The organism is Pseudomonas sp. S2_E02 (genome assembly GCF_054668355.1).
Genome location: NZ_CP162761.1, coordinates 317573 through 343503, shown reverse-complemented (window position 1 = coordinate 343503; position 25931 = coordinate 317573). Strand labels below are relative to the sequence as shown.

Annotated in this window: 25 protein-coding genes; 7 read left to right on the top strand and 18 right to left on the bottom strand. The window is 60.5% G+C overall.

The genetic code is table 11. The features are described from left to right. Positions 1-26 precede the first annotated feature (26 nt). From AB4O01_RS01420 to AB4O01_RS01410, 3 genes are all read right to left on the bottom strand, one after another. Positions 27-1130 (bottom strand): SCO family protein, encoded by a 1104-nt coding sequence (locus AB4O01_RS01420; protein ID WP_460090400.1) that lies wholly within the window; start codon positions 1128-1130, stop codon positions 27-29. Next, positions 1127-3934 carry a multicopper oxidase domain-containing protein gene (locus AB4O01_RS01415; protein WP_460090398.1) on the bottom strand — a complete coding sequence of 936 codons (2808 nt, stop codon included), beginning with the start codon at positions 3932-3934 and terminating at the stop codon, positions 1127-1129. Before AB4O01_RS01415 ends, AB4O01_RS01420 begins: the two co-directional genes overlap by 4 nt. A 343-nt stretch (positions 3935-4277) precedes the next feature. Next, positions 4278-5726, bottom strand: coding sequence for a sensor histidine kinase (locus AB4O01_RS01410; RefSeq protein ID WP_427119513.1), 1449 nt, complete (start codon positions 5724-5726; stop codon positions 4278-4280). A 418-nt stretch (positions 5727-6144) separates the two neighbouring features. On the opposite strand from AB4O01_RS01410, the gene AB4O01_RS01405 reads away from it, so the two are divergent. From AB4O01_RS01405 to AB4O01_RS01375, 7 genes are all read left to right on the top strand, one after another. Next, complete coding sequence (locus AB4O01_RS01405; protein WP_093439210.1) at positions 6145-7491, top strand: hypothetical protein; 1347 nt, start codon at positions 6145-6147, stop codon at positions 7489-7491. A gap of 35 nt (positions 7492-7526) precedes the next feature. Beyond that, complete coding sequence (locus AB4O01_RS01400) at positions 7527-9761, top strand: Ig-like domain-containing protein (RefSeq protein WP_099758593.1); 2235 nt, start codon at positions 7527-7529, stop codon at positions 9759-9761. A gap of 72 nt (positions 9762-9833) precedes the next feature. Then, a complete protein-coding gene (locus AB4O01_RS01395) occupies positions 9834-10298 on the top strand; it encodes a curlin (protein WP_008077339.1) in 465 nt (154 codons plus the stop codon). Between the two features lie 27 nt (positions 10299-10325). Beyond that, entirely contained in the window at positions 10326-11777 is a 1452-nt protein-coding gene (locus AB4O01_RS01390) for a curlin (protein ID WP_460090395.1), read from the top strand. Between the two features lie 310 nt (positions 11778-12087). Further along, positions 12088-12294 carry a type II toxin-antitoxin system RelB family antitoxin gene (gene relB / locus AB4O01_RS01385; protein WP_159815041.1) on the top strand — a complete coding sequence of 69 codons (207 nt, stop codon included), beginning with the start codon at positions 12088-12090 and terminating at the stop codon, positions 12292-12294. Next, on the top strand, positions 12275-12568 hold the full coding sequence (locus AB4O01_RS01380) for a type II toxin-antitoxin system RelE/ParE family toxin (RefSeq protein WP_081265248.1): 294 nt from the start codon (positions 12275-12277) through the stop codon (positions 12566-12568). The genes relB (AB4O01_RS01385) and AB4O01_RS01380 overlap by 20 nt, the downstream gene beginning before the upstream one ends. Before the next feature lie 145 nt (positions 12569-12713). Next, on the top strand, positions 12714-13142 hold the full coding sequence (locus tag AB4O01_RS01375; protein WP_460090393.1) for a hypothetical protein: 429 nt from the start codon (positions 12714-12716) through the stop codon (positions 13140-13142). An 81-nt stretch (positions 13143-13223) separates the two neighbouring features. On the opposite strand, the gene relB (AB4O01_RS01370) is transcribed toward AB4O01_RS01375, so the two are convergent. The 15 genes from relB (AB4O01_RS01370) to AB4O01_RS01300 form a co-directional block, all read right to left on the bottom strand. Continuing rightward, positions 13224-13487 carry a type II toxin-antitoxin system RelB family antitoxin gene (gene relB, locus AB4O01_RS01370; protein ID WP_460090391.1) on the bottom strand — a complete coding sequence of 88 codons (264 nt, stop codon included), beginning with the start codon at positions 13485-13487 and terminating at the stop codon, positions 13224-13226. 156 nt (positions 13488-13643) lie between these two features. Continuing rightward, positions 13644-14015: a DUF6124 family protein gene (locus tag AB4O01_RS01365; RefSeq protein WP_093439225.1), complete on the bottom strand. Its 372-nt coding sequence runs from the start codon at positions 14013-14015 to the stop codon at positions 13644-13646. Positions 14016-15342: 1327 nt separating this feature from the next. Next, positions 15343-16059, bottom strand: coding sequence for a hypothetical protein (locus AB4O01_RS01360; RefSeq protein WP_108227334.1), 717 nt, complete (start codon positions 16057-16059; stop codon positions 15343-15345). A 781-nt stretch (positions 16060-16840) separates the two neighbouring features. Continuing rightward, the gene (locus AB4O01_RS01355; protein WP_186624638.1) at positions 16841-17701 is read right to left on the bottom strand and encodes a CsgG/HfaB family protein; all 861 of its coding nucleotides are present in this window, start codon (positions 17699-17701) and stop codon (positions 16841-16843) included. Between the two features lie 29 nt (positions 17702-17730). Next, positions 17731-18162, bottom strand: a complete 432-nt coding sequence (locus tag AB4O01_RS01350) for a curli assembly protein CsgF (protein WP_093439234.1) — start codon at positions 18160-18162, stop codon at positions 17731-17733. After that, the gene (gene csgE / locus AB4O01_RS01345) at positions 18159-18551 is read right to left on the bottom strand and encodes a curli production assembly/transport protein CsgE (RefSeq protein ID WP_093439237.1); all 393 of its coding nucleotides are present in this window, start codon (positions 18549-18551) and stop codon (positions 18159-18161) included. The genes AB4O01_RS01350 and csgE overlap by 4 nt, the downstream gene beginning before the upstream one ends. After that, complete coding sequence (locus AB4O01_RS01340) at positions 18548-19099, bottom strand: type II secretion system protein (RefSeq protein ID WP_093439240.1); 552 nt, start codon at positions 19097-19099, stop codon at positions 18548-18550. Before AB4O01_RS01340 ends, csgE begins: the two co-directional genes overlap by 4 nt. Then, positions 19074-19448, bottom strand: coding sequence for a type II secretion system protein (locus AB4O01_RS01335; protein ID WP_007919395.1), 375 nt, complete (start codon positions 19446-19448; stop codon positions 19074-19076). Before AB4O01_RS01335 ends, AB4O01_RS01340 begins: the two co-directional genes overlap by 26 nt. 5 nt (positions 19449-19453) lie before the next feature. Beyond that, positions 19454-19927, bottom strand: a complete 474-nt coding sequence (locus AB4O01_RS01330) for a type II secretion system protein (RefSeq protein WP_016987878.1) — start codon at positions 19925-19927, stop codon at positions 19454-19456. Positions 19928-19929: 2 nt separating this feature from the next. Further along, positions 19930-21777: a secretin N-terminal domain-containing protein gene (locus AB4O01_RS01325; RefSeq protein WP_093439246.1), complete on the bottom strand. Its 1848-nt coding sequence runs from the start codon at positions 21775-21777 to the stop codon at positions 19930-19932. Next, complete coding sequence (locus AB4O01_RS01320; protein ID WP_116255325.1) at positions 21774-22286, bottom strand: hypothetical protein; 513 nt, start codon at positions 22284-22286, stop codon at positions 21774-21776. Before AB4O01_RS01320 ends, AB4O01_RS01325 begins: the two co-directional genes overlap by 4 nt. Beyond that, positions 22286-22834, bottom strand: a complete 549-nt coding sequence (locus tag AB4O01_RS01315; RefSeq protein ID WP_093439253.1) for a GspMb/PilO family protein — start codon at positions 22832-22834, stop codon at positions 22286-22288. Before AB4O01_RS01315 ends, AB4O01_RS01320 begins: the two co-directional genes overlap by 1 nt. Continuing rightward, a complete protein-coding gene (locus tag AB4O01_RS01310; protein ID WP_034152599.1) occupies positions 22821-23366 on the bottom strand; it encodes a PilN domain-containing protein in 546 nt (181 codons plus the stop codon). The genes AB4O01_RS01315 and AB4O01_RS01310 overlap by 14 nt, the downstream gene beginning before the upstream one ends. 1 nt (position 23367) lies before the next feature. Further along, entirely contained in the window at positions 23368-24171 is an 804-nt protein-coding gene (locus AB4O01_RS01305; RefSeq protein WP_460090389.1) for a hypothetical protein, read from the bottom strand. Continuing rightward, the gene (locus AB4O01_RS01300) at positions 24152-25873 is read right to left on the bottom strand and encodes a GspE/PulE family protein (RefSeq protein ID WP_460090387.1); all 1722 of its coding nucleotides are present in this window, start codon (positions 25871-25873) and stop codon (positions 24152-24154) included. Before AB4O01_RS01300 ends, AB4O01_RS01305 begins: the two co-directional genes overlap by 20 nt. Positions 25874-25931 lie beyond the last annotated feature (58 nt).

Genomic DNA, 25931 nt, shown 5'->3' with positions numbered 1-25931 from the left:
CACGGTTCAATGATGCTATTTCGCCGCTACCGCATCTGACTCACCGTCGCGGCTGAATCGCCCGGTTTTACTGGCGTCAATGCACCGTCGGCCACGGCCGGGGTGGACGGTTGTTGACGCTCGGTTTCATCACGGAGGAAATCGATGATCGACTGCGCAGATGCCTCGTCAAGGCGCAGGTTGGGCATCGGGATTCGCTCGAATTGTTCGTAGAGTTGCAAGGCAATCGGGTCTTTTTCCGCGAGCAGGCGATCCGGCTCGCGGATCCAGCGATTCAGCCACTTCGGATCACGGTGACGGGTCACGCCGATCAGGTCAGGGCCGATGCTGCGCATGCCAAGGCCCTGGCCATCCATTGGGCCGAGGCTGTGGCAGGAGGCGCAGCGGGTGCGGAACAGTTCTTCGCCATTGCTCGGCGGACGAATGTCCGGGGCATTGGCGTAGCTTTCTTCGATGCTCGGCTGCTTCCAGTTCTGCAAGGTGTTGGCCAGTTGATCGGCGAGGATCCACGGGTTTTCGAACGGCGAAGCTTTCATCCAGCGCCCGGTGGTCTGGTTACCGACGATCAGGCTGAGGTTGTGGTCCTTGTTGCGGCCGTTGTCGACGCCTTCGATAAACAGCCCGAGTTTTTTGCGCAGGTCGGTGACGTCTTCGAACTCGCCGGTGAGAAACCTCCAGCCGGGGCCGACTTTGAAGCGCTGCGAATAGGCCTTGAGCACTTCGGGCGTATCACTGAGCGGATCGATGCTGATCGAGTAGAAAAAGATGTCCTGGCCGACCCGATCACCGAGCAGTTTTTGCACCTGGCGCAGGCGCGCGGTTTCCAAGGGGCAGGAATCGCTGCACGAAGTGAAGATGAAGTTGATCACCACCACTTTGTCTTTGATCAGGTCATCGAAGAAATGCACCTGCTGACCGTCCTGATCGGTCAGCAAGGTGTTGGGGAAATAGTCGCCACCCCACGGGGTGGCGGATTCGCTCGCCGCTGGTGGCTCGCCGACGCTGGCCTGGTGCGCCAGCAGCACACGGCTGGCGAGCACACAGACCACCAGCATCAGCACCAGGTGCATGCCCAGCGCCCGGGAGCGCGGGGTATGCACGGGTTGGCTGTCACCGTGGCGACGGTTCATGGCTTGATCACCACTTGTGGGCCCATACCGTCGCCGCTGCGGAAGGTAGGCAGCGCGGCCGAGTTGACGTAGCGCACACCGTCCCAGCTTGGCAGTGGGGTTGGCATCAGTTGCAGCTGACCGGGTTTCTCCAGGTCCCAACGCAGCAGCATCGAGTTGTCCTCATGCTGAGTGTTGTGGCAGTGCTCCATGTAGGTCCCGGCGAACTCGCGGAAGTTGATCGCCATCTCGACGTTGTCCAGACCATCCGCTTCAGAACCAATCCGATAGACATCTTTGCGCGCCCATTTTTCCCATTCCGGCGGTGCCTTGCCGCCGCGACTGAGAATAATGCCCTCCTCGAAGTGCACGTGCACCGGATGGCTCCAGCCCGTGCCGCCAGCCTTGATCTTCCACACCTCCAGCGTACCGAACCCGGTGACACCGGCATCGGTCGGGCCACTGGACAATTGGGTCGAGGCATTGAGTCGGCGTGGGTCCATGTGGAAGCCGAACCCGCCGTCAGTCTTGACCGTCCAGGGCGCTTCATCGGTGCCGTCGGAACGGCCGAAGGTGAAGGTGCGGTGGCGAGCCTTGGCCAGCACGGCTTTGTCGGCGGCGTTGTCGCGATGGAGCTTCAACGGGATCATCACCAGCCCTTCCGCCTTGCCCGGTTTCGCCGGTTCGTAGGCTGCCGGGTTCATCGCCAGATCCTGACCGGTGTAAGCCTTGACGTTGAGCTGCAAGACCTTGCCCACCGCCGGATCGCCTCTGTCCCATTGCGGGCCTTTGCTGGTCTGCTTGATCACTGCCAGGTATTTTTCCGACAGGATGTCGCCCAACGGAATGACCTCTTTGGGTCCCTTGCCGTCGTCGTGGGCCTGCAGGTTGACGAAAAACAGCTTGTCCCCCGGCTTGATGCCGTTTTTCGAGAAGTTGACGATGATATCGAAGCGCTCGGCGATGCCCTGGGTCGGCAGGATCGCGTTGTGGTTCTGTTTATCGCCATCGGCGTCGAGGTCCATGCTGCCGTCGAACGGCACGCTGTGCTCCATGATGTTGCCGTCGTTGGCGATCATGTGGAACGGCACGCGGCTGTAGGTCACGCCGGAGTTTTTCGGCCCTTGGAACTCGCCGCCGCTGCCTTTGATTTCCCGCACCAACGCCAGTTTGAAGTAGCGCGACACCGAGCCATTGAGGATGCGGAAGCGATAACTGCGCGCACGCACGTCGAGGGCCGGTTTCCACTGCCAGTTGACCAGCACCTGATCACCGAGGAAGCCGTCGGTGTTGAACGGGTTGAACCACAACTGGCCTTCCTGATCCCACGCCTTGTCGGCGAACACCAGATTGACATCGTAGTCACGGTTACCCCATGGCAAGGCGCTGCCACTGGGGAATCGCAGGTTGACGCCGTCGTTCACCGACTCGTTGCCGCGATCCAGCGCGCTGTAGTAGTTCATCATCGCCGCGTTGCCCTTGTAGACGTTCTGCGCGGTGAAATCGAGCATGTGGTCATGGAACCAGTGGGTGCTCATGGTCTCGCGCCAGTCGCCCCGGATCTTGATGGTGCCGTTGTCACAGGTCTTTTTCGCCGGTGCGAGGTCGTTGACCCACAGGGTTTCACCCGGTGCGCACGGGAACGCGGCGCGCGGGTCTTCAGCCTTGGTGTTGATGCTGTCGTAACCGGCAAGCTGGATCGGCCAGCGATAGTCATAGAACTGCCCCGGAAAGAAGAACGCGTTGGCATAACCGTCGCTTTCTGCCGGCGCGTGACCGTTGTGCTCGTGGGTGCTGATGGTGTGCAGACCGAAACCACGGTTGGCCGACGGATCGATCGGCAAGCCGTTGTAGTGACGCATCATCACCGGTTGGCCGTAACGCACCATCAACAGTTTCGGCGGCAGCGTGCCGTCGAAGGTCCACACTGCGTTGTGGTTCTGCACCGGCATGGCCGGGTGGAAACGCGGGTCGACGCCTTTCGCAGTACCGTCAGTCAGCGGTACACCCGCGACGTTGTGGTACAGGCCACCGGGGCCGAATTCGCCCACCGCGTAATGGTGCATTTGCACGCTGTCACGCAGGCCTCCATTGAGGCGCGCGCCGGTCTGCGCGGTTTTATAGGCGACTTGCGGGTAGAACTCGTTCCAGCGCTGGTGTGCCCAGCCTTTTCCTGGTGGCCGGCCTTCAGCGGACGAGCCGATGTGGCGATTGAGGAACACTTCGATCTGCGCCTGCCACGGGTTGCGGTCGACCACGTTAGAGAACTGGCTGGGAAACGGCGTCAGCCCCGGTTGGCGCAAAAACGCATCAAGGGCGGTGCCGGGTGGCGCGCTGCGGGCGACGTTGTTCGGGTCCTGAGCCGGTGCCGGGCCGATCGCAGCGGGCGGAAACGGCAATGGCGCGGCCGGGGTGGTCGGGTCGAGTTTTTCCGGGCCGAACTCTTCGAACAGGGTCAACTGCTGGGTGAACGGCTGCGCGCCATAGAGCGGGCTCGGCTTGCCGTTGGTGGGGTAGTTGAAACTGGTCTGCACGGACGGCGGCAGGACGTTCTCCGTGCGTGTCGAGGCACGGGTGCCTTTGACGCCGTCGGGCAAATCGAAGGAGTCTTCGTTGGCCTCGGGCATGGTCAGGATGGCGTTGAGCGCCGTCGGTTCGTCTGCCGGCTCGTCGTAGTACGCCGACGGGTCGGAGGTTTCTGGCTGTCGTTCGTCATCGATCGGACTGGCGCGAACGCCGGCCACGGTGCCGAGGGTCAACATCAGAAAGACACTCAGAGGCGTCAGCAGAAAGGTATTGCTTGGGTTGCGCGTTGTTCTGTCCATCACCAGCCGCCTCATCAAGGAAGGGGTGATGGTGTTTTGCAACTAGTGCGCCAAGAAATTATTTCCAGTTGTAACAGGGACTTGGAAGGTCTGCGGGTTTCCCCACTCCCCGGTGACCGGGGCTTGACACCCAGTGATGGGGGAAGTTCATAAATTTTTGGCCCGTGAAATTCTGCAGCGGTGGAAGTGTTGATCGTTCCCACGCTCTGCGTGGGAATGCCTCAAGGGACGCTCCGCGTTCCATGGGACGCAGAGCGTCCCCGGCTGCATTCCCACGCAGAGCGAGGGAACGATCAGTCGATAGATCGCAGTCTTCGGCAGTCCGCGAAATGGAATAGGCCCGTCATTGGACTAATTGGAATGCCAATCGAACCGAGGTGCCCTCACCTTCGCGGCTGTCGAGGGTCACGCCGCCGCCGAAGCGCTCCATGATGCGTTTGACCAGCACCAGACCGACCCCGAGGCCGCCAGACTTGGTGGTAAAAAACGGCCGGAACGCCATGGTCCGTTGTTCTTCGTTCATGCCTTTACCCGTGTCACTGAGCACCACGCACACGCCACGGTCATCACTCGGTTCGAGGCTGACAGTCAATGTGCCGCCCTTGTCCATCGCCTCCAGCGCGTTGGCCAGCAGGCTGTTGAGGATCTGCGTCAGTTGTACCGGTTGGCTGAGCACCATCGGCGTGTGTTGCGGATGAAACACCACCTGCACGCCGGCCTTGGCGATCTGCTGTTCAAAAGCGACAAGGCTTTCGTGCAGCGCCGCTACCAGGTTCACCGGTTCCGGGTCATCGTTGAGCGGACGCAGGGACTGCAGCAACTCGCGCACCCATTTCGACATGCGGTCGACCTGGCCGATGATGTCCTTGATGTTCTTTTCTGCCGGGCCGGCATCGAACTCCAGCGCCAGTTCTGCACTGGAACGGATCGTCGCCAACGGGTTGCGCAGGCTATGCGCAACAGCGGAGGACATCTCGCCGAGGGCAACAAAGGTTTCATTGGCGATCAGTTGTTTTTGCTGGGCGGCGAGCAGAATCGCCGCGCGCCGGACGATCCAGTACAGGCCCAGGTAAATCAGCCCGCCGCCGAGCGCAGTGGCTAGCCAGATCAGGGCCAGCCCGCGCTCCATGCGCGTGATCAAATCCTTGGGTTCCTTGTAGATCTCGACCATCGCCGTAACGTTCTTGCCCTCGGCGTCGAACAGCGGAATGTAGTTCTCGATAAAGATGTAATCCGGCGGGATGACGAACTTCTGCTCTTCCCGGGCCTTGTCGACGTCGTGGTAACTGGCCGACACCGGAATCTTTTCGTTAAAGGAGCGATCAAGGTCTTCGTCGGCATGGATGCTGGTGCCGATGAGCGCTGGATTGGTCGACCAGATCACCTGGCGGTCCGGCGCGTAAATGTTGGCGAGAATCACGTCCGGCAGGTGTTCGATGTGGTCGAGAAATTCACCGCGCGCACCTGCCCGGGCCTGCGGGTCGACATCGGGAAAATCCTTGTCCTGACGTGGATCGAGCAACTCGCCCATCGTGCGGATGTTGGGAATCGACACGTGCCGCACTTCGGCGGACGCGATGGCCTGAATGAACTGCGCGGTGAGCAAGGCATCGCGCTGCACGCTTTCTTCGATCACGAAACGCGTTGAAACCGCGCCCAGTGCGATGGCCACGGTGCCGATCACGGCCATGCTGATCAGCGAAAACCAGCGCAGCAGGTTGAACGGTTGCTTGCGCGAACCCAAGCGTAGCGTGCCCTCCTCAACCGGAAGCGATTTCGACTGCATGTTCATGGCGGCGACTTCCCGATACGTCCTATAGGGTTATAGCCCACGGGTGGGGGTTTGCCCGGATGCGGGGATATCGACCCGATAAGACCGCCCAAACCACCACAAATCCCTGTGGGAGCGAGCTTGCTCGCGAAGGCGGCAGATCAATCGACATTTTCGTCACAGGAAGTCCGCTATCGCGAGCAGGCTCACTCCTACAAGGATCTGTGTTCGGCAGGCCATGAGTGTTCATCCCCACCGTCCCCAATCCTGGGGAATGACGCCCTTTCCCCGCTGGCCAAAAACCTGACCCTTCTGCGCGTCAAGCCCTCTACCCCGGCCCTCTCCCGCCCATCCACCACACCTTGGCATGGAAGGTGTACAGGCCCTGTGCAACTGACCCATCCCCAAGGGGCAGGTACTTCGATAGAGGGATTAACTCATGCACCCTTTACTGTCCAAAACCGCGACTGTCCTGGTCGTGAGCGCGTTGGCCCAGGGCATAGCCCAGGCCGCTTTGTTTGCTGTTGACCCGGGTCCGTACACGGTGGCCACTGGCGGTTTCGCCAGTTGGTATCAGGACACCCACGGTCGCACCCTGGATCTGTGCCTGTCCAAAGCACTCAGCTCACGCGTGCCGAGCACACCCGGCGCGCCTTCGTACATGTGCTCGCTGCTGCCGGCCCCCGGCATATTCGATGACGCTCAACCGCTGGCCTTCCCCAGCAACTTCCCCGACGAGGCGTTCTGGTTCACCGCTGACGGCACGATTGTCGACGCCGCGCGCGGCATCAACCTCTCCTACGGTTCGGCGATCGAAGCCGCGTTCAGTGGCGGTGACCCGGCGGAAGGCGATCAGATCAGCTTCGCGCGGATCCGCATCCGGGTCGATATTCCTACGGCCGGCACCTACGTCATCACCCACCCGTATGGCGTCGAAGTGTTCAACATCGACACGCCCGGCCGCCGCGCGATCAACATGACCCGCGACATCGGCATCGGCACACCGAAAACCTACGACGGCGCGCTCAAGGGTGACGTCGGACCGTTCCTGCGCAGTCTCAACGGGCCCTACACCGAAACCAACCCGGTGACTGGCTCGGCAGAACAGTTTGTCGGTGATCCGAACCTTGAAGAAGCCGTGACCGGCAGCCCGTTCAACACCAACTTCATCCGCATCGAAGGCCCCAATGGTCTGGATCTGCGGACGACGACATTTGCCGTCTCCGGCAAGTTGTCGACGGTAGTTCGACCCACACCAATGATTACCCAGCGCAGCACTTACTCACGCAAGGCGGGGACCAGCGCACCGGTCGCCCAGCAAGACGTGTTCGTCCTCGCACCACCAGCGCCCGGCACCGTCGCCGTGACCAGTTTCACCCCGGTGCTGAACATGACCGAAGCCAACTCCACCGGTGCCTGGTATGCGCAATCGTCGGCCAACCCGACCGTCCCGAGCGTCCTGCAAGTGACCGCCGACAACCACCTGGCCATCGCCAGCAGCACGCCGACCACCCTGCCCATGACCCTGACCGACCTGGTAGTGATCCAGAGCGCGCAATACAGCCTGAGCTCCGGACAACTCACCGTGGTGGCCTCGACCAGTGACGAAACCTCGCCACCCGTACTCACCGCCACCTCCGGCAGCGGCGCCGCCATCGGTGCGCTGAGCGGCGACGGCGCGCTGAAAAGTCTGGCCACCGGGATCTCGCCGATACCGCCAGCCAAGGTGCGCGTGACGTCGTCCAACGGCGGCAGCGACACCGAAGAAGTGGTCATCGTGCAATGAACGCTCACATGCCCAGATCCGCATCAGGAGGCATCATGAACAAGTGGCCACGCTTTGCGCTCAACGCGCTCGGGCTCGCTCTCTCGCTGACCGGCAGTGCCTATGCGCAACTCGCCGCCGTCGACCCCGGCCCCTACACTTTTGCCACCGGGAAATTCCCGATGTGGTACCAGGACAACAATCTGCTGTCGATGGAGCTCTGCCAGTCGCGCGCCGCCAGCTCGCGAGTAGCGGTCAGCACGCCACCGGCCTACATGTGCACTCTGCTGCCGGAACCGGGCATCTTCGATGACAGCCTGCCGATGGTGTTCCCCGACAACTGGCCGCCGGAAGCCTTCTGGTTTCTCGCCGAAACCACTATTCCCAACAACGGCGCGGGCTATGGCATGGACGCTTATGTCGCGGGGATAGAAGCAGCGTTTTCCTCCGGTAATCCGGTGGACGGCGATCAAATAGCTTTCGCGCGAATTCGCATCCGGGTGAACGTTCCCGTAGCCGGCACATACACCATCACCCACCCGTATGGCGTCGAAACGGTCAACGTCACCACCCCCGGGCGCCGTGCGATCAACATCACCAAGGACATCGGCATCGGCGCGCCGGGCAACTTCAGCGGCGCATTGACCGGTGCCATTGGCCCGTTCCTGCGCAGCGTCAACGGCCCTTACACCGAAGTGAATCCTGACAGCGGCGGTGTCGAAACTTTCGTCGGTGATCCGAACCTCACCGAGGCCGTGACCGGCAGCCCATTCGACACCAACTTCGTACGCATCGTCGGGCCATCCGCTGCGGGTACGATTCAAACCAGCCTGTTTACCGTCGCCGGCAAAGTGCTCGACAACCGTCAGCAAACCGCTGTCGAACTCGACCGCGCCACCTATCGCCGCACCTCGGCCGGTGTGCGTGCCGAAGTGTTCGCCAAGGCTGACAGCAGCTCGACCCTGTGCTTCCGCGAAACCGTGGCGCTGCTGCCCGGCCCACCGCCAACGCCTTGCCAGACCAGCCTGACCGGTGACAATACCGGTTTGTTCTTCGGTCAGCGCCTGGGCAACGGCACCCTGCCGTCAGTCATCGTCGTGACCGCGACCAACCCGGCCGGGACCACACGCCCGACATCGGTGTCGAGCAAGCTCACCGACGTGGTGAAAGTGCAGACTGCGCGCTACAACTGGTCCAACAAAACCTTGTTGATCGAAGCGACATCGACCGATGAAGTAGCGATCCCGGACATGGTTGCGCAAGGTTACGGACGTCTATCGAAGTCCGGCACCTTGCAGCGCATCACCGTCGCCGACCTGACTCAGCCACCGGCCACCGTGACGGTGAAATCCGCCGCTGGTGGCAGTGACACTGAAGCAGTCGTCGTAGTCGGCACCGCACCGGACACCGGCGAAAACCAGGCACCGATCGCTAACGCCGACACCGGCAGCACCAGTTTCGGCGTGCCGATCACCCTCAGCCTGTTGACCAACGACAGCGATCCCGACGGCAACAACCCACTGGGCATCACCGCGCTGACCCAACCGGCGGCCGGCCAAGGCACCGTCGCCCTCAGCGGCACCGCCGCCGTGGTCTACACGCCGCCAGCCGTGGTCAACACGCCACTGACCACGACCTTCACCTACAAAGCGCAGGACGCCAAAGGCCTGGCCTCGGCCAACCCGGCCACCGTGACGATTACCGTCGCGCCAAACCGGGCACCGACCGCCGTCGCCGACAGCGTCGCCACCCTCGGTGTAGCGATCCCGATCAACGTGCTTGCCAACGACACCGATCCGGAAGGCAACGTGCCGCTGGGCGTCGCCAGCCTGACCCAACCGGCCGCCGGCCGTGGCACGGTCAGCACTGACGGCACGGTAATCACCTACACCCCACCGGCCACCGTCACCACGGCGTTCACCACGACCTTCACCTACATCGCCCGGGACAGCTTCGGCGCCCTGTCGACGCCGGCCACGGTCACGGTGCAAGTGTCGCCACGGCCAGCAGCGGAAACCTTCACCGTCACCGCTTCCACGGTGCAGGCACGCTCGGGCGGGCGCTTCAACTGGGACTTCACCGGCACCTCGTCAGTGACCACCGGCAACACCATCACCGTGCAGGTCACCACCCCGACCGGGCTGGTCACCCTCGGCACCACCACCGTACCGGTCACCGGACGCTGGCGGCTGACGCTGAACAACACGACGGTAGTGCCATCGGCCAACCCGACCGCGACGATCCGCTCGTCCCAGGGCACCGTGCGCACGGTCTCGGTGACCACGCTGTAAGCCAGATCCCCAGCCACTCGCGGGTGGCTGGGGCCGACTTCGAACCGGTTAACGCCTGACAGGATGTGAGCCATGAACACGCCGACCGCCGCCCTGCTTTGCCTGCTCCTGCTGTGCAGCACTGCGGGCGTGCGCGCCGACGACCTGATGGACAACGACGACCTGGCCCCGACCAGCAGCGACCTCGGCGAACTGCCCCCACCGGTGGGTCAGCAAGCCCTGATCGACCAGCTCGGCCAGGCCAACGTCGCCCTGCTGCAACAGAACGGTCAGTCGCTGCTCGGGCAGATCGTGCAGTCGGGCAGCAATCAGGAAGCGTACATCCTGCAACAGGGCAGCGACCTGATGGCGCTGATCAACCAGAACGGTTCCGGCAACGCCGCCTCGATCACTCAGAACGGCAGCCACAACCGCGCGCAGATTTCGCAAAACGGCAACAACAACGACGCCAGCATCGAGCAGGCCGGCGCGGGGCTGCAAAGCGCCGTGACCCAGTCGGGCAACGGCATGAGCGTTTCGGTCAAGCAATATCGCTAAGCACTGCAAATCATCGGAGAGATCATCATGTTCAAACTGACGCCCCTCACCGCCGCCCTCCTGGTCATGATCAGTGCCCAGGCGATGGCCGACGACAGCCTGTCCAACCAAAGCCAGGTCGGTACCGCCAACATCGCCGACGTGAAACAGACCCAGGCACCGTTCAGCACCGCCACCCAGACCCAACTGGGCCAGGGCAACGACGCCGCCGCCGTGCAAGACCACGCCAGCAGCGTGATCACCCAGGACGCGGTCGGCGACTACAACGCCGGTTACGCCGAACAACTTTACGAAGACAACGCCACCATCACCCAGCAACAAGTCGGCGCCTTCAACACCGCCCACGCCAGCCAGTCGTTGGGCTTCGGCTCACCGAACAGCGCGCTGCAACAGCAGCAAGGCACGGGCAACTTCTCGTTCATCTATCAGGATTCGCAGAACGGCAGCGAAGGCAAAACCTTCCAGTTCGGCGACAGCAACGAAGCCAACATCGAACAACTCTATGAAGGCAGCGGCAACAGTTCAGTGATCACCCAATACGGCACCGCCAACTACGGCACCGCCGAACAGGTCACTCATAACGGCGGCCAGATCGGCATCAACCAGGCCGGCGAAAGCAACTACGCCTACGGCGACCAGCGCAACGGCACCGGCGGCAACATCACCATCAACCAGTTCGGCAACCTCAACGGCAGCGAAATCTGGCAGGACGCGCAACTCGCCAGTCAGGCCACCGTCAACCAATACGGCGACAGCAACGAAACCGTGGTCGACCAAAGCTTCGGCGAAAACAACAGCGCCGCCGTCACCCAGGTCGGCAACAGCAACGCGATCTACGCCGACCAATTCGAATCGGTCAACTCGACACTGGCGCTGTATCAAGTCGGCAATGGCAACGTCCACTACACCTATCAGAGCGGCGACGGCCACACGCTCAGCGCCACCTCTGTGGGCAATGACAACAAGGTCTACGCCAGCAACTGGAAAGGCCCGCAATCGGGTGGACAGTTCGGCAGTAACCAGCGTGCTACCGTCACCCAGGCGGGCAATGGCAACATCGCCAGCTTCACTCAGGATGGCGTCGGCCATGTGATGACCACGCACCAGACCGGGGCTGGCAACAAGACCACGGTCAGTCAGGCGGAGTCGTATAACGAGCTGTATTTTGATCAGAACGGCAGCGACAACATTTTGATCTCGGATCAGCGCGGCACGGGCAACCTGGTGCAGGGTTCTTCGAATGGCACCGGCAACAGTGCTGAGTTTGATCAGTCCGGGTCTGGCAACCAGGCGTATACCGCGCAGTTGTATGGCAGTGACAACATGATCACGGTGAAACAGGCGGACACGATGAACGTGGCGTACGTGACCCAGGGCGGCACGGGGAACATTGCCAATGTCGATCAGAGTGGGGTTACGCAGACGGCGAATATTCAGCAGTTTGGGTCGGCTAACCAGGCGACGGTGTTGCAGCAGTAGGGGTTGGGTGTTGATGGGCCGCGATTCTCTGGTGAGGGGGGTCGCGGTTTTTTTGTGTCCGTAGGACCGATCAACGACACGCGTTGTTTAAAGCCCAGACGCGCCACGTCCTACAGAAAAATGAATGGTTTATGGAAAAGCTGCACGTTTTCCTACCACGTCTAGCGGTTGGCCGTCGGAAGCGCAGGGACTAGGATTTTTCGGGACAACCTGAACCCTACGGAGCTCGACCGACGTGCAACTCATCCAGACAACCACGACAAAATTCCCCTTACCGAATAGACTTCCAGGCATTGATCCCGGAGGTGCCATGATCGACCCAAAGATGATTGACCCGCTGTGCCCAGTCGTCTCGGATCTTGATCCTGAAGAACAGGCTGCGAGCTATGACCGCTGGTTCAGGGCGGAAGTACAAGCGTCTCTCGATGATCCGCGCCCGAATCTTTCGCATGAACAAGTAATGGCCGAGATACATGCCTTGATCAAGGCAAAAGACAATGGTTTCGAGGCCGATTGAGTGGAGGCCCGAAGCGCGGGCGAAACTGGTAACAGTGCTCGAATACATAGTCGAAAGGAATGTTGGGGCAGCCAAGGAGATCTTAAAGGCAGTTGGAAAGGCCATAGCTTATCTTCCTGATCATCCCTATCTCTATCGATCAGGCCGGATCACCGGCACTCGGGAGATCGTCGTAAATTCCAGCTATCTGATCATTTATCGAGTGACAGATCGGATCGAAATCGTGAACGTTCTGCATGCGCGTCAGGAGTATCCGAGACGCGATTCTTTCTAGCCATTCATCAACAAAAAAAACCGCGCTGCCTTCAGGAGCGCGGTTTTTTATTGGGAACAGATAATGTTGTGCAGCTACTTTTCAAAAGGAAACGGGGAATGGTTGGGTGATCTATTCTCGTCAAACCAAATATTAAGGAGCAAAGATGAGAGCGCCTCTACTCACCCTATTCTGTCCATTGCTCCTATTTTCACTGAGCAGCAACGCTAACGCCGGAACTGATACGGATGATTATATCTGCACGATAGAGCGGGTTTCGCAGGCCACAGGTGATGTCGGATCTACTTACGAACTACTCAACAAAGTCTTCGTAGGTCGACAATTCACTGTTGATCGAGCCTCAGGAGTAACCATCGGCACCCTGAAAAACTCATTGAACTCAAAACCAAAGGTTATCGATCCCGGAAGCTCTGAAAACTCCTTCAAGGTTGTCTCTGCAATTACAGCCTCTCAAAAATTTCCTGGGACACTCGTCACTGCCCTGAATGTAATGGAGTTTGTGGATGGTGAAAAAAAGCCATTCAATTACATGATCAATGACGAGGTTTACTTTGGAACCTGTGTTTCTTTCTAAGAACCTGCAGTCATTTTCTGTAAAAAGAGTTCCAGCGTACGGCGAGGGCGCTTAAGCGTGCAGTTCTACGTGATCGAGGTCTCAAGTTTTGATCGTTTCCGTGCAGAGCTGGGAACGATCAATGTGGGGCGTCGTGGCTTCTTCGCGCAAAGCCTCACGAGCCTCATGTTTGATCCGTAGCTCGGCCATCAACGCCTTCATATCTGCCATTACCTGCTCATTCGGAATGCTGGGGCGCGGGTCTTCGAGCGATTTCTGGACTTTGGCACGGAACCAGCGGTCGTAGCTGGCGGCCTGCTCTTCGCTTTCGAACTCTGCAATGGTTGTGGAAAACAGGGGATCCATGGTGCCTCCGGACTGAGGGTAAAAACGCAATCTCTGTTATTGATCGTTCCCACGCTCTGCGTGGGAATGCCTCTCGGGACGCTCCGCGTTCCAACTTGCGAATTTGACGCAGAGCGTCAGGGGCGGCATTCCTTTGCTGCGCGTGGGAACGATCAATCAGCCATCCTTCAACTCGACGTGATCCAGCGCTTGATTCACCGCCAGTTCGCCCAGCATGACGACTTGAGCGATGCCCAATGCTGTCTTGCGTTGTGAAGTTTCCAGCGAGGCGGCGAAGTTGATCAGCATTTCGCTGGCCGAGCCTAGGGTTTCGCTGGCGTTGGCCAGCAGGGATTCGGTGTTGTACCTGGGGTTGGCGAGGTACATGGGTTCCGGCTCGTTGGTGCTGGACATGATGTGAGGTGTGGGGTTGAGGTAGAAGTCGAGGGCACGGTCGGCGGCTTCGTGGAGTTTTTTGCTGTCGACGGAGGCGTAGGGGGATGTGGTGTTGGTGTCTGATTCTGGGGGGTTGGGTGTTGGTTTTTTCATGATTATTTACCCTGTATGACGGTTATAGCTGGCCCCCCATTCGGTTTCCAAGCGAATAGGTGGCAGCTGTACGCAGGTTGGAAACCCGGGACAGAGGCAACCCGGCAGACACAAGGTCTCCCACGCACAGCCGCCATAACAAAGTGCACACAGTGAAGGTGCGCAAGGATACGTTATGAATGGCGCTTGTGCGCTCTGTAGTTACTCGGGTTTCCACGCCCGGTCGCTGAATTGGCAGCGACGAATACAGGCTAGAGACCAGACGTCCGACGGACAACCTGAAAACCTTGTGGGAAGGTTCCGCAAAATCGAAACATCCTTTAAACATCCCGAATTGAAATACGCATGTGTAGGAGCTGCCGAAGGCTGCGATCTTTTGATCTTGATTTTGATATTCATCTTAAAAAATCAGAGTCAAAAGATCGCAGCCTTCGGCAGCTCCTACAGTGAATGAGAGCAACCGGCGGGAATTGGTCGGCTCATAGATCGCCATCGCTGGCAAGCCAGCTCCCACAAGGATTTGGGTACATCCGCAATAGCTACTGGTGTCTGAGAGATAGCTATCGCGAGCAGGCTCACTCCTACAATTGAATCGCGTGCTGTCAGCAAGAGATTGGGTGGCTGTCAGGCCGCCTTCGCGAGCAAGCTCAGCTCCTACGAAGATCAAAAGCCAAGCACGCCGTGCTTCTCACCACTCAACAGGATGAGCGTTAGCTCGGCTGCAGCTTTTGATCTTGATCCACGGGCGACGTCGGAAGGCTTCGTTCCGGGATTGATCCGGGCGTGGGAGCGCAGCGACCGTTTGGCGCAGCCAAACACAGCGAGAGGAGGTGCAGCGAAGCAAACCGTAGGCGCTGCGCCCGGATCGGTCCCGGAGCGAAGGAACCCCGAGCCCCAGCGAGCGGGCCGCACGTAGGAGCAAGCGTTTTTTGCTTACTTTTTGCTGGGCCGGCATTCCGGCGTTTGAAAAAAAGTGAGTCGCCGTAAGGGCGAAACCCTAGGTGGCCATTGCCGCAGGAATGGATATGTACTCAATCAGAAAGAACCCCACCGCCTGACAGAAAGCCTTCGCGAGCAAGCTCGCTCCCACAGGGGAACTGAGTGCAGATGGAAGAGATTTGTTGCCTGTCAGGCCGCCATCGCTGGCAAGTCGAATCGTCGCACCGCAGCTGCGACAGAAAAGCAAAATCAAAACCCACACCGATTGGATGCATTCAGAAAGGATGGGCGGTGCCAGGCAAACGCTTTGCGATAGCGGGGAATTGGATATGGGTAACCCGCGACTTCCTGATGAAGAGGTCGCGGATGTTTATGTGCTGGTGAACACTCAGCTCTTGTTGCTCTTTGTGATAACGAACCACAATCCCGTGTATTCAAGCGTGATCGATGAGTAAGTCAGGTCGCCGACTATCCGCTGGACGCCCACCTTGGAGTTGAAATTCACAATAGACTCATGGAACACGTCCATGACGATTTTCTTGTTTTCCTCCACCGGGATGTCGGGGTTGAGCGCCTCAGTCGTCGCAAGCAAAACAGTCAATATCTGCCGTTGTTCTTCCTCGCTGCCGCTCGGCGAAAAAACCATCAGGGTCACGCCATCTACGTTGGCATCATTCGTATCAATGGTTCCCTGCATCAGCAGATCCTTGCTCAATTGATACAAAAACGTCGGCTGGGCTCCGCCTGTCCGAACTTCAAAGTCGGCGATTTTATAATTTTTATTGTATCGGCCAATGGCAGCGTTGAACGCGTCATGGAATTCGGAAGCGGTCAGCCCCAACGAGGTCGCTGAAGGTGCAGCGTTGCGGTTGGCGCTGGCGGACACCACCTCAGATCTACCGGCATGCTGAATCTGGGTAGAGAGATAGGTCAGAAGAGCGAAGGACAGCGACGTCAGGATTATCCCCGTCAGAAAACTGCTCAACCGGCCGGGAACGTTGCCGGTTTTTTTGTTCCTGTATACCTTCGGCGCTATCAGGCCAACCACCCCATAAACGGCAAACACGACAGTCAGCACAAACACCAGCCCGAACAATATCAGCACTTATTCATTCCTTTTGAATTGCGAAAGTGATGGCATTCTAACGTCACCCCTCCGAAAAAGCCCAATCGTGACTCTGGGAAAGCCACAGTTTGGTTCAGTGTATTCCGACAGAGATTGGTCGGCTTTCAGGCCGCCTTCGCGAGCAAGCTCGGCTCCTACGAAGATCAAAAGCCCGCAGTGCTTCCCACCACTCAATAGGCCGAGTGTCAGCTCGCCTGCTCTTGATCTTGATCCACGGGCGACGTCGGAAGGCTGAGTGGAGGGATTGATCCGGGGGTGGGAGCGCAGCGACCGTTTGGCGCAGCCAAACACAGCGAGAGGAGGTGCAGCGAAGCAAACCGTAGGCGCTGCGCCCGGATCGATCCCGGAGCGAAGGAACCCCGAGCCCCAGCGAGCGGGCCGTACGTAGGAGCAAGCGTTTTTTGCTTACTTTTTTTGGCGTTTGAAAAAAAGTGAGTCGCCGTAAGGGCGAAACCCTAGGTGGCCATTGCCGCAGGAATGGATATGTACTCAATCAGAAAGAACCCCACCGCCTGACAGAAAGCCTTCGCGAGCAAGCTCGCTCCCACAGTTGGAACTGGGTACATCTGCCAGAGGTTGGTCGGCTGTAAGGCCGCCATCGCTGGCAAGCCAGCTCCCACAAGGATTTGGGTACATCCGCAATGGCAACTGTGTCTGTGAGATAGCTATCGCGAGCAGGCTCACTCCTACAGGTTTAAACCGGTTTCGACCGAGAGAGCCTGGTCGGCTGTCAGGCCGCCAAGCTCAAAGATCCAACAGCTCACTCCGCCTCAGGATCAACCTTGTTCTGAGTCAAATACCGATTCAACACATCATCCTGCCCAGGCACAGAAGCGTCCCCCGCCACCTGCCACAAATGCCTCTCAATCCCCTGCGCCACCATATGCCCCACCGCCGCCTCAATCGCCGACAACACACACAATTGCGCCGGCTCATTCGTCGTATACCCGACCTCAGCCTCAAGCAACTTCTTGAACTCGATAAACTTGAAAATCCCCGCGCTACGCGCCACCGAATAAATCGTCTTGCTGGTCATCACATTCGCCAACACCTGCCCGCTGCGCACATCCACCGCGCGCAAATTCACGGTCACCTGATCCACCCGATACTCACGCTGCAAATCAATCCCCAGATACCGCGCCCCTTCCCCACCGCTACGCACGTTAGTGTCATAAGCGATGATCCCACCCTCGAGCATCATGTTCGCCGCCTGCAACGGTGGCAGCTCACCCTGAATATTCACCGGCGTATTCGGCTTCTTCTGCGACGCGCGAATAATCTTGCGCTCGGTCAACAGGTTCTGCAGCCCTTCCCTTTCCAGCACCACAAACCAGCCACTGGCCTGCATCGCGTCCATCAACATCGACGCCGCACCCTGAGTCACGCTGGTGGAAAACGAACTCGCCGGCGTCGGCTTGTACTGCCCGGTTTGGTCACGGAACCCGTACACCACCGCCATCAATCGCCCCTTGGGCCGCGGCATCTTCAGCAAGTCGTAATAAGTCGAAGCCCTTGGAGTCAGGGTCGGGGTTTCGGTGTCCTGCTCGGCCGACATCGGCTCACGCAGACTGCACCCTTGTAATGTCGCCAACAGCAGCCCTAGCGCGATTAATTTTTTCATGTCCATCACTCCCCGGAACCGTCAGCCCGTCATGGGTTGAGGCCGTTCACCTGAATTTCCGAAACCTCACCGGTCGCTCGATCGGTCACTTCAATGCTCAGTGCCCCGGAGTCGTCGATGACGTTGACGATAAAAGAGTCGGTGGACAGGCTCCCCGTGTTGCCGGTGGAGATGTTGTCCAGCAACTGCCCTAGCAGCCGCGATTGCAATTGACTGGTGAAGCGCTCCAGCGCCGAGGTGCCGGCCACGGTCGAACGGCTCTTGAGATCAGGGTCGTCGTAATCGTTTTGCGCCTGCGCGTTGTTGAGCAGCCAGGTGCCGTTGAGCGGGTTGCCGCCGAACGACGGGTTGACCGGCGTGTAGACCAGTTCAGTGGCCTGGACAGCCGCAACGCTGGCGAGCCCGATCAACAACCCCGAGATCCAGAATCCGCTGCGCCGTGAGAACGTTGTGCTGTTCATAATTCGTCCTTCTCAAGGTCGGTGGTGTCCTGCAACAGAGCCTCCAGCTTGCGCTGGACAACCTGGCGTCGAACCCAGTCGGCGGCCGCGTAGGCCTCGTCCTTCAGTTCCACGGTGTTCGGCGGCAGGAAGCGCCGATAAACCAGGCGTTGCTGATATTCCACGGTCACCAGGCTGCCCCAGCGCGCGTCGGGGCGCTCGCGCACCACCAGGTTGAAATCCATCGGGCTGGTGTCGCGCAGGCGTTCACTGAACGAGTAGTAAAAGTCGTGGCCGATGTGCGAGATCGTGTCGTCGACGATGAAGCCCATCATTTCGTCTTCTTCACCGGCGTGGGCGCAGCACGCCACAGCGGTGAGGATCAGCGCGCACCACCATTGGCGAGTCATGGCTGCAACGCCTGCGGCAAATTTGACTGGCCTTTGGCCGGGCCCCCGCTACTAGTGCCAGTGCCCTCAAGAAAGGCTTTTTCAGCCACGAACTGCCAGTCCGAATAACGCTGCATGCCTTCGAAATCCGACCACTGCGACGGGAAGCCCGCCTGCTTCAACGGCAGCTCGGTCGACGGGCTGTTGAGGCCGGTGATGCGTCCATCGAAACCGCGTTGTACGGCCCATTCACCCTGACCGATCGGATCTGGATAAAGCTGACGCAAATGATGTTTCGCTTCTGGAAAACGCTGATCGTCGAGCAGATCGACCAACTCTTTCGGGTACTGCGCCAACCCCGGCGAACTGCGGTAGTAGCTGCGCAGCGCCTGGGCGTACTGAGTGCCGACCCAGAGCAACTGGCGTTCACGGTCGCGGCGCGAAGCGGTCGACCACAACTCGCCGGCACTGGCCAGGCCCATGCCCATCACCACAATCAGAAACAGCACGCCCAGGTAAGTGAAACCACCCTGCTGCGCACGGTTACCACTCGGAATACTGGCTGCCATCACGCGCCCTCCCGGTAGCACCGCTTTTGATGTCGGCCACACCACCGGCGACGCCGTCCGGTGGCGCGATCAGCACCCACTGGTCTTTGCGTTCGGTGATCGGATCGAGTGGTGCGTTGCGCAGGTAACGTTGTTCGATCAGTTGCTCGATGGAATCCGGATACCGCCCGGTGTCGCCGTAAAAGTGATCCAGCGCCTCGCGCATCGCCGACAGGCTCTGGCGCAAGGTGGTTTCCTTCGACGCTTCGAGGCTGTTGAAGTAGCGCGGCAGCGCGATGGTCATCAGCGTGGCGATGATCGCCATCACCACCATCAGCTCCAGCAAGGTAAAACCTTTTTCCCGGCGCATGAGGTTCACCACTCGCGATAGGCGATGCCGTTGAGGCCCTTGCCCCGGGCGTGGGAGTAGACGTCAAAGACGTCCTCGCCATCGCGCGGGTTCTGAGCCGAACTGTCGTAGGCGCGCACGCCCCAACCCCCTTCGTCATCCCGTTTCGCCGGCACCAGCGGATCGCGCGGGATGCGGCGTAAAAAGTAGAACTTGGCACCTTTGGCGCTGCGCACATCGCGCACGCCTTCGACCAGCACTTTCAGGTTCGGCGGGTAGCCGCTGCTGTTCAGCGACTTCTCGATGTAACCGGCATCGAAGGCGCGTTTGTAGGCGTCGATGGCATCGCGAATCTGGTACAGCGCGTTGCGCAATTCCTGCTCCTTGCCACGCCGCACCAGGGTCTCGGTCAGCGGCGCGGCCATGCTCGCCAACAGGCCGATCAAGGCCAGCGTCACCACGACTTCGATCAGGGTGAAACCGCGTTGGGAGGCGTTCATGATCAAGGCTTCTCGACAGTGACGCGGGTGGTCGCCACGGCCGATTCACCGACGGCACGCGGCTGCGCGGCAGGCGATGGCATCACGTAACTCTGCGAACGATCCGGGGCCTGGATGTGCATGCTGGTTTCGGTACCGGTGGAGAACTCCATGTCCGACGGGCTCTGGTACGGCAGGTTGCGCACGATCCGTGGGGTGATCGACAGCACCAGTTCGGATTTGCCGATGGTGTCTTTGTTGCTGCCGAACAAGCGGCCGAGTCCGGGAATGTCACCGAGGCCGGGAATCTTGTTGCCGGTGGCGCCGTGGTCGTTGCGCACCAGCCCGGCGAGGATCTGCGTTTCGCCGTCGTGCAGACGCAGCGAGGTCTGCGCGTTGCGGGTATCGACCTGCACCGGGATCGTGCCTTGGCGGGTCGGCTCCAGCGGCGTGGCATTACTCACTTCCAGGGCGATCTTGATCGCCACTTCGTTGTTCAGGTGTACGGTGGGGGTCACTTCGAGCTTCAGACCGACATCCAGATAGGTCACGCTTTCGGTGATCACCGGCCCCTGTGTCGACGGCACCGAGGTGGCGCTGATGATCGGCACACGCTGGCCGATGTGGATGCGCGCCTGCTCACGGTTGCTGACGCGAATCACCGGGCTGGCGAGGGTGTTGATGTCGTTGTCCTGCGCGTTGATCTTGGCTTGCGGCGACGGGCCGATGGAGATGCGGTCGGAGTTGATGCCTTTGAGTTGCCCGAGCAGCGTGACCGGCGAACCATCGGAGTTGACCACGCCGAAGGTGCTCGGCCATTGCAGGCCAAGGTCGAGAATGCGCTGGGTGGCGACTTCCATCACCTCCACTTCGAGCACCACTTCCGGGTTGGACTGGTCTTGCGATTGCAGGAGTTTCTCGGCCATGCGCACGGCATCTTCGGTGTCGCGCATGGTCAGGGTATTGAGGCGTTCGTCGACAAACACGTCGCGGGTCTTGAGCATGGTTTTCACCATGTTCAGCGCGGTGTTGGCGTCGATGCTGGTCAGGTAGAAGGTGCGCATCACCAGTTCCTGGTAATCCTTCACTTTCTGCGGCGAATCGGGGTAGATCAGCAAGGTGTTTTCGTTCACCACTTTCTGGTGCAACTGGTTCTGTTGCAGCAGCAAGGTCACGGCGTCTTCGATGCGCACGTCACGCACGAAGATCGTCGCTTTCATGTCCGGGCGCAGGTCTTTGTCGAAGATGAAATTCAGTCCGGCGACCTGCGACAGCACTTCGAAAATGGTCTTCAGGTTGGCGTCACGAAATTCCAGAGTCACCGGACGATCGAGCTTGGTGCGCAGTTGCGGATAAGCAATCACGTTGCGGCTCTGCACCAGGCGAATGTTGCCTTGCAGCTCCAACGCACCTTCATTGGCCGGGTCGAGTTCGAGGATCTGTTTGACCTGACGATCAGCGCCGTAGATGTCGCCGCGACGCAGATCGCCACGGGCCAGCTCGAGTTTTTCGTCCATGCTGCGCAGGTACTCCATCTGCTTCAGGGCATCCTGGGCGCGGCGGTTGTTCGGCTCGATGGTCAGCACGCGCATGTAAGCGGTGCGCGCCGAGGTGAAATCGCGACGCGCGCGGTCGGTGTCGCCGGCCGTCAGCAACGCCGTGATCGCCTTGGCCCGGCCGGTGTTGAGCAGCAGGTGCAATTCGGTGTCGCGAGGGTTTTCACGCAGGCCTTCTTCGATCCGCGCCAGCCCCGCCTCGTACTGACCCTGTTCAATCAGGTCGGCGGCTTCCTTGTTGGCCACCTGCGCAGTGCTGCACGCGGCCAGCCCGGCACACAGGCCCAGGCTCATCAGCAAACGGGAACGGTTCATTGCGTACTCCCCACAGACAAGGTCTGCGACAAATGCAAAGGCAGGTAAACCAGGCTCAATTCCAGATCGGAAATGCCGGTGATCTTCCAGGTGTCGTCGATCACATCCCCGTTGCGCACGACGTAGATCTTTTCGCCGTTCTGCAAAAACACTTGCAGGTCGCTGCGGTCATGCAGCCGACCGACGAACTGAAACGGCACCGGTGGCAGGCTCGGGGCTTGCACCACTGTGGCCGGGTTGATCGCTTGTTCGGTGACCGTGGCCAGGGTCGGCGCGGCCTTCCAGGATTTCGCCGCGAACAGATCGCCGGCCGGGCTCAGGTCCCTGATCGGCGCGTCTTTGGCCTTGGCGGTGCTGGCCGGCAGCGCGCCCCGGGTTTTCCCCGGTGTGGCGACCGCTACTTCGCTGGAATCGGCGTCTTCGCTCGGCGAGAAATACGCCGGCAACCACGCCAGCGCCGCCGCTACGCCGAAGAACGCTAACCAACCTGTCACGCGCTTGGTATTCATCACGACCTCGACAGGTAAAGGGTCATACGGATCCGGCCATTGAGGTCGGTGTCGCCAATCTTCTTGCGTTGCAACTCGAGGTCTTCCACCACCACCGCCGGCAACTGACCGAGCAAGGCGTGCACGAAGCGGCGCAGTTGCGGGTAGCTGCCGCGCACTGGCAAGAGGATCTGATAGCGCGCCAGATGGGTTTTCGGGTCGACACCGAGGGCGTACTCACCGCGCGCCAGGGTAATGTGCTCCTGGGCTGCGAGGGCGTAAATGCGGTCGATGGCGACCGTGGCTTGCGGCTGCGCCGGCAGTTTGTTGCGGAAGTCGTCGAGCTGACGCTGCGGCACCACCGGCGGCGCGATGCTGCCGTCTTCAACCTTGGCCAGGTACGCGCTGGCTTCCTGAGTCTGCTGGCTCAAGTGCTGCAACGATTGCCAGCCCGGCAGCAAGCCACCGAGTGCCCAAGCCACGGCGACCAGCAGCAGCGCCAACCCGGCCAGGCCCGGAATGCCGAGGCCTTGCAGGTATTCGTGGACGATCAGTCTAGGGATTCGCATCGCCCATCTCCCAGGTCGCCGACAGGTTGAATTGCACCGGTTGTTCCGGCGATTTGACGACAATTTCGTGGCTCAGCAGCGACACGTCGGACAGCTCGTCGCTGGCTTCCAGTCGTTTGTGGAAATCGAGCATCGCTTGCAGATCCCGCGCTTCAGCGCTGATGCGGACCTGGCCTTTACGGGCATCCGGGGTCAGGCTCAGCAGCGCGACGTCATCGCGCGGCATGGCTTCGAGCATGGCGAACAGGCGTTCCCACGGCCGGCGCAGTTGTTGCGAGACCTTGCGCATTTCGGCGAGGTTCGCCGCTTGCTCGCGGATTTGCGCCGGGCTCAGGGTGGACTTGGCGCCGCTGTCACCGGTGAGCTGACGCTGCGTGGTTTGCAGATGACCTTGTTGCTGTTCGGTGTGCGCGTCGAGGTGCTGTTGGACGCCGAAGCACAGCAGCGCCAGCAGCACGCCGCCGCCGAGCAGGCTCCAGCCCAACGGGCCGGAACGTGGCCGTGGCTGAAAATCGAGATTAAGCGCGCGCATGTCAGGCCACCGCCCGGGACATGACGTACAAGCCGTCACGCACGGTCATCGCGTCGTCTTCAAGGGTGCGCAGTTGCACCCCCGCCACGTCCGGATGCGCATCGAGCCGCGCCGGCGCATGCAGATATACATTGAAGGCGCGTTCGCTGGTCGAGGCTTGCAACTGCCGTTCGCGACCGATCAGGGCATTCAACGCGGCATCGCTGTCGCTGCCGCCCACCGAACGCACGCCAGCCCAGCGCCCTTCCCTCGCCAGCAACAACACGCTGCGCTGCGGCTCGGCGACGACGAAGAGGAAGTCGCCGGCATCGAGACTTTTGTCGAAGCGGTTGAACGCCGCCATCAGGTACGGCTGCACCGAGCGCAGGCGCAAACCGCGACCACTGACCAGCGTGCGCAGGCGTTCGAGCAAGTCTTGCGGCAAGGCGCTGGCGATGCGGTCGTAACCGGCCGGTTCGGCGGACAACACCAGACTCCACGGTTGGGTTGGCGCACCGAACAGGTCTTCGAAACACAGTTGGGCGAAGCCGCGCAGTTCTTCCGGGCTGCTGATCTGCGCGCTCCATGGCACCAGGCAGAAGCGGCTGAAATGCCCGGAGATGACCACGCTCAATTCGGCACCGGCGCGGGCGTGTTCACCGAGCAGGCGATCGAGGGTGTCCAGCGCCACCGCGTAGCTCTGGAAGCCTTCGTCGATGTAACCGACGCTGCCCAGCCACAGGGTGTCGCTGCCACGCCGCTGGCCGAGGCCAACACCGCTGGCGCCGAGCACGGCGACAAAACGCTCACGAGATAAATGTGACACGATTGATCTCCTCCAGCGTGGTGCGACCTTGTTCCACCAACTCCAGCGCCGATTCGCGCAGCAGGCGCAAACCACGGGCACAGGCCAGGGCTTTGATTTGGGTGATCGGTTGGCGCTCGACGATCATCTGGCGCAGTTCGTCGTCGAGGTGCAGCAGTTCGGCAATCGCCGTGCGCCCGCGATAACCGCTGCCCCGGCAGTGTCCGCAGCCCTTGCCGTGGACGAAGTGGTAGTGGTCGACTTTCTGCGGATCGAGGCCCGAGGCGCGCAGTTCTTCATCGCTTGGATTGACCGGCGCGCTGCAACTGGCGCACACCAGCCGGATCAGGCGCTGGGCGAGAATCGCGTTGAGCGCCGAGACCAGGCTGTAGGGGTCGATTTCCATTTGCGTGAAGCGGCCAATCACGTCGAAGACGTTGTTGGCGTGGATGGTGGTGAACACCAGGTGGCCGGTGAGCGCCGACTGAACGGCGATCTGCGCGGTGTCGGGGTCGCGGATCTCACCGACCATGATTTTGTCCGGGTCGTGGCGCAGGATCGAGCGCAGGCCACGGGCGAAGGTCAGGCCTTTTTTCTCGTTGACCGGGATTTGCAGCACCCCCGGCAATTGATATTCAACCGGGTCTTCGATGGTAATGATCTTGTCCACGCCGTGGTTGATCTCGGTGATCATCGCGTACAGCGTGGTGGTTTTGCCGCTGCCGGTCGGGCCAGTCACCAGCACCATGCCGTAGGGCTCGGCGGCGAGGCGGCGCAACTGGCGCAGTGTTTCGTCTTCAAAGCCCAACGCCTGCAATTGCACGCCGCAGACCTTGTCGGCCAGATCCTGTTTGTCGAGCACCCGCAGCACCGCGTCTTCGCCGAAGATGCTCGGCATGATCGACACGCGAAAGTCGATCTGGCGGCCACTGATGCCGATCTTGAAGCGACCGTCTTGCGGCACGCGTTTTTCGCCGATGTCCAGTTCGGCCATGACCTTGACCCGCGAAATCACCTGCTCGGCGAATTCGTTGCCCTGGACTTTGCTGATGTTGTTGAGCACGCCGTCGATGCGGTACTTGATCACCAGACCGTGGCCGGTGGTGCCGAGGTGGATGTCGCTGGCGTGCATTTTCAGCGCGTCGTAGAGGGTCGAGTTGACCAGTTTCACCACGCTGCTGGCGTCTTCGCTGATGCTGGTCAGCGACAGGCTTTGCAGGGTGTCGATTTCGTGGTGAGTGTCGCCCTGAGCGTTCAGCGATTCGACGGCATGAAAGCTTTCTTCGTGGCGGGCCAGATAGGCCTTGAGGTCATCGGCGTGCACCAGATACAGCGGCGCGCCGTGCAGGCAATCGTCGATCCAGGCCAGCCGCGCCGGGTCGAAGGGGTCGGCAAATACGCCGATGACTTCGTCGCTGTGGCGCAGCAGGATGAATTCACGTTTCAGGCATTGTGCGAGGGTGACCCGGTCGAACACCGGCGTCGCGGCAAACAGGCTGTCCGTGTCGAGCACCGGGTAATGCAGGGTGGCGCCGAGGGTGTGAATGAACGGCATCGGCGCCAGTTCACAGAGTACGGCGAGGGCTTCTAGGACGCGTTCGCCGGAGGTGGCGGCCCGCGCCCGGGCCTGGGACAACTGCTCGCTGGAAAAGTATTCACTGGGAAAGCGCGCGCGGGCACTTGTGGCCAACAGCGGTTCGACGACAACGGACAGACGTTCCATGGCTTGCTCTCCAACCGGGGCTTAGAGCCCTGTCGGCGCGGCAAACCTTGGCGGCAAG

What these genes read in the sequence shown, in the direction of transcription:
- relB (WP_159815041.1), top strand. Translation starts at nt 12,088, where the DNA reads ATGATCGACCCAAAGATGATTGACCCGCTGTGCCCAGTCGTCTCGGAT.
- AB4O01_RS01320 (WP_116255325.1), bottom strand. Translation starts at nt 22,286, where the DNA reads ATGAATACCAAGCGCGTGACAGGTTGGTTAGCGTTCTTCGGCGTAGCG.
- AB4O01_RS01365 (WP_093439225.1), bottom strand. Translation starts at nt 14,015, where the DNA reads ATGAAAAAACCAACACCCAACCCCCCAGAATCAGACACCAACACCACA.
- AB4O01_RS01375 (WP_460090393.1), top strand. Translation starts at nt 12,714, where the DNA reads ATGAGAGCGCCTCTACTCACCCTATTCTGTCCATTGCTCCTATTTTCA.
- AB4O01_RS01400 (WP_099758593.1), top strand. Translation starts at nt 7,527, where the DNA reads ATGAACAAGTGGCCACGCTTTGCGCTCAACGCGCTCGGGCTCGCTCTC.
- AB4O01_RS01395 (WP_008077339.1), top strand. Translation starts at nt 9,834, where the DNA reads ATGAACACGCCGACCGCCGCCCTGCTTTGCCTGCTCCTGCTGTGCAGC.
- AB4O01_RS01325 (WP_093439246.1), bottom strand. Translation starts at nt 21,777, where the DNA reads ATGAACCGTTCCCGTTTGCTGATGAGCCTGGGCCTGTGTGCCGGGCTG.
- AB4O01_RS01340 (WP_093439240.1), bottom strand. Translation starts at nt 19,099, where the DNA reads ATGGCAGCCAGTATTCCGAGTGGTAACCGTGCGCAGCAGGGTGGTTTC.
- AB4O01_RS01330 (WP_016987878.1), bottom strand. Translation starts at nt 19,927, where the DNA reads ATGAACGCCTCCCAACGCGGTTTCACCCTGATCGAAGTCGTGGTGACG.
- AB4O01_RS01380 (WP_081265248.1), top strand. Translation starts at nt 12,275, where the DNA reads ATGGTTTCGAGGCCGATTGAGTGGAGGCCCGAAGCGCGGGCGAAACTG.
- AB4O01_RS01410 (WP_427119513.1), bottom strand. Translation starts at nt 5,726, where the DNA reads ATGAACATGCAGTCGAAATCGCTTCCGGTTGAGGAGGGCACGCTACGC.
- AB4O01_RS01350 (WP_093439234.1), bottom strand. Translation starts at nt 18,162, where the DNA reads ATGAACAGCACAACGTTCTCACGGCGCAGCGGATTCTGGATCTCGGGG.
- AB4O01_RS01390 (WP_460090395.1), top strand. Translation starts at nt 10,326, where the DNA reads ATGTTCAAACTGACGCCCCTCACCGCCGCCCTCCTGGTCATGATCAGT.
- AB4O01_RS01335 (WP_007919395.1), bottom strand. Translation starts at nt 19,448, where the DNA reads ATGCGCCGGGAAAAAGGTTTTACCTTGCTGGAGCTGATGGTGGTGATG.
- AB4O01_RS01405 (WP_093439210.1), top strand. Translation starts at nt 6,145, where the DNA reads ATGCACCCTTTACTGTCCAAAACCGCGACTGTCCTGGTCGTGAGCGCG.
- csgE (WP_093439237.1), bottom strand. Translation starts at nt 18,551, where the DNA reads ATGACTCGCCAATGGTGGTGCGCGCTGATCCTCACCGCTGTGGCGTGC.
- AB4O01_RS01310 (WP_034152599.1), bottom strand. Translation starts at nt 23,366, where the DNA reads ATGCGCGCGCTTAATCTCGATTTTCAGCCACGGCCACGTTCCGGCCCG.
- AB4O01_RS01420 (WP_460090400.1), bottom strand. Translation starts at nt 1,130, where the DNA reads ATGAACCGTCGCCACGGTGACAGCCAACCCGTGCATACCCCGCGCTCC.
- AB4O01_RS01315 (WP_093439253.1), bottom strand. Translation starts at nt 22,834, where the DNA reads ATGCGAATCCCTAGACTGATCGTCCACGAATACCTGCAAGGCCTCGGC.
- AB4O01_RS01300 (WP_460090387.1), bottom strand. Translation starts at nt 25,873, where the DNA reads ATGGAACGTCTGTCCGTTGTCGTCGAACCGCTGTTGGCCACAAGTGCC.
- AB4O01_RS01415 (WP_460090398.1), bottom strand. Translation starts at nt 3,934, where the DNA reads ATGGACAGAACAACGCGCAACCCAAGCAATACCTTTCTGCTGACGCCT.
- AB4O01_RS01355 (WP_186624638.1), bottom strand. Translation starts at nt 17,701, where the DNA reads ATGAAAAAATTAATCGCGCTAGGGCTGCTGTTGGCGACATTACAAGGG.
- relB (WP_460090391.1), bottom strand. Translation starts at nt 13,487, where the DNA reads ATGGATCCCCTGTTTTCCACAACCATTGCAGAGTTCGAAAGCGAAGAG.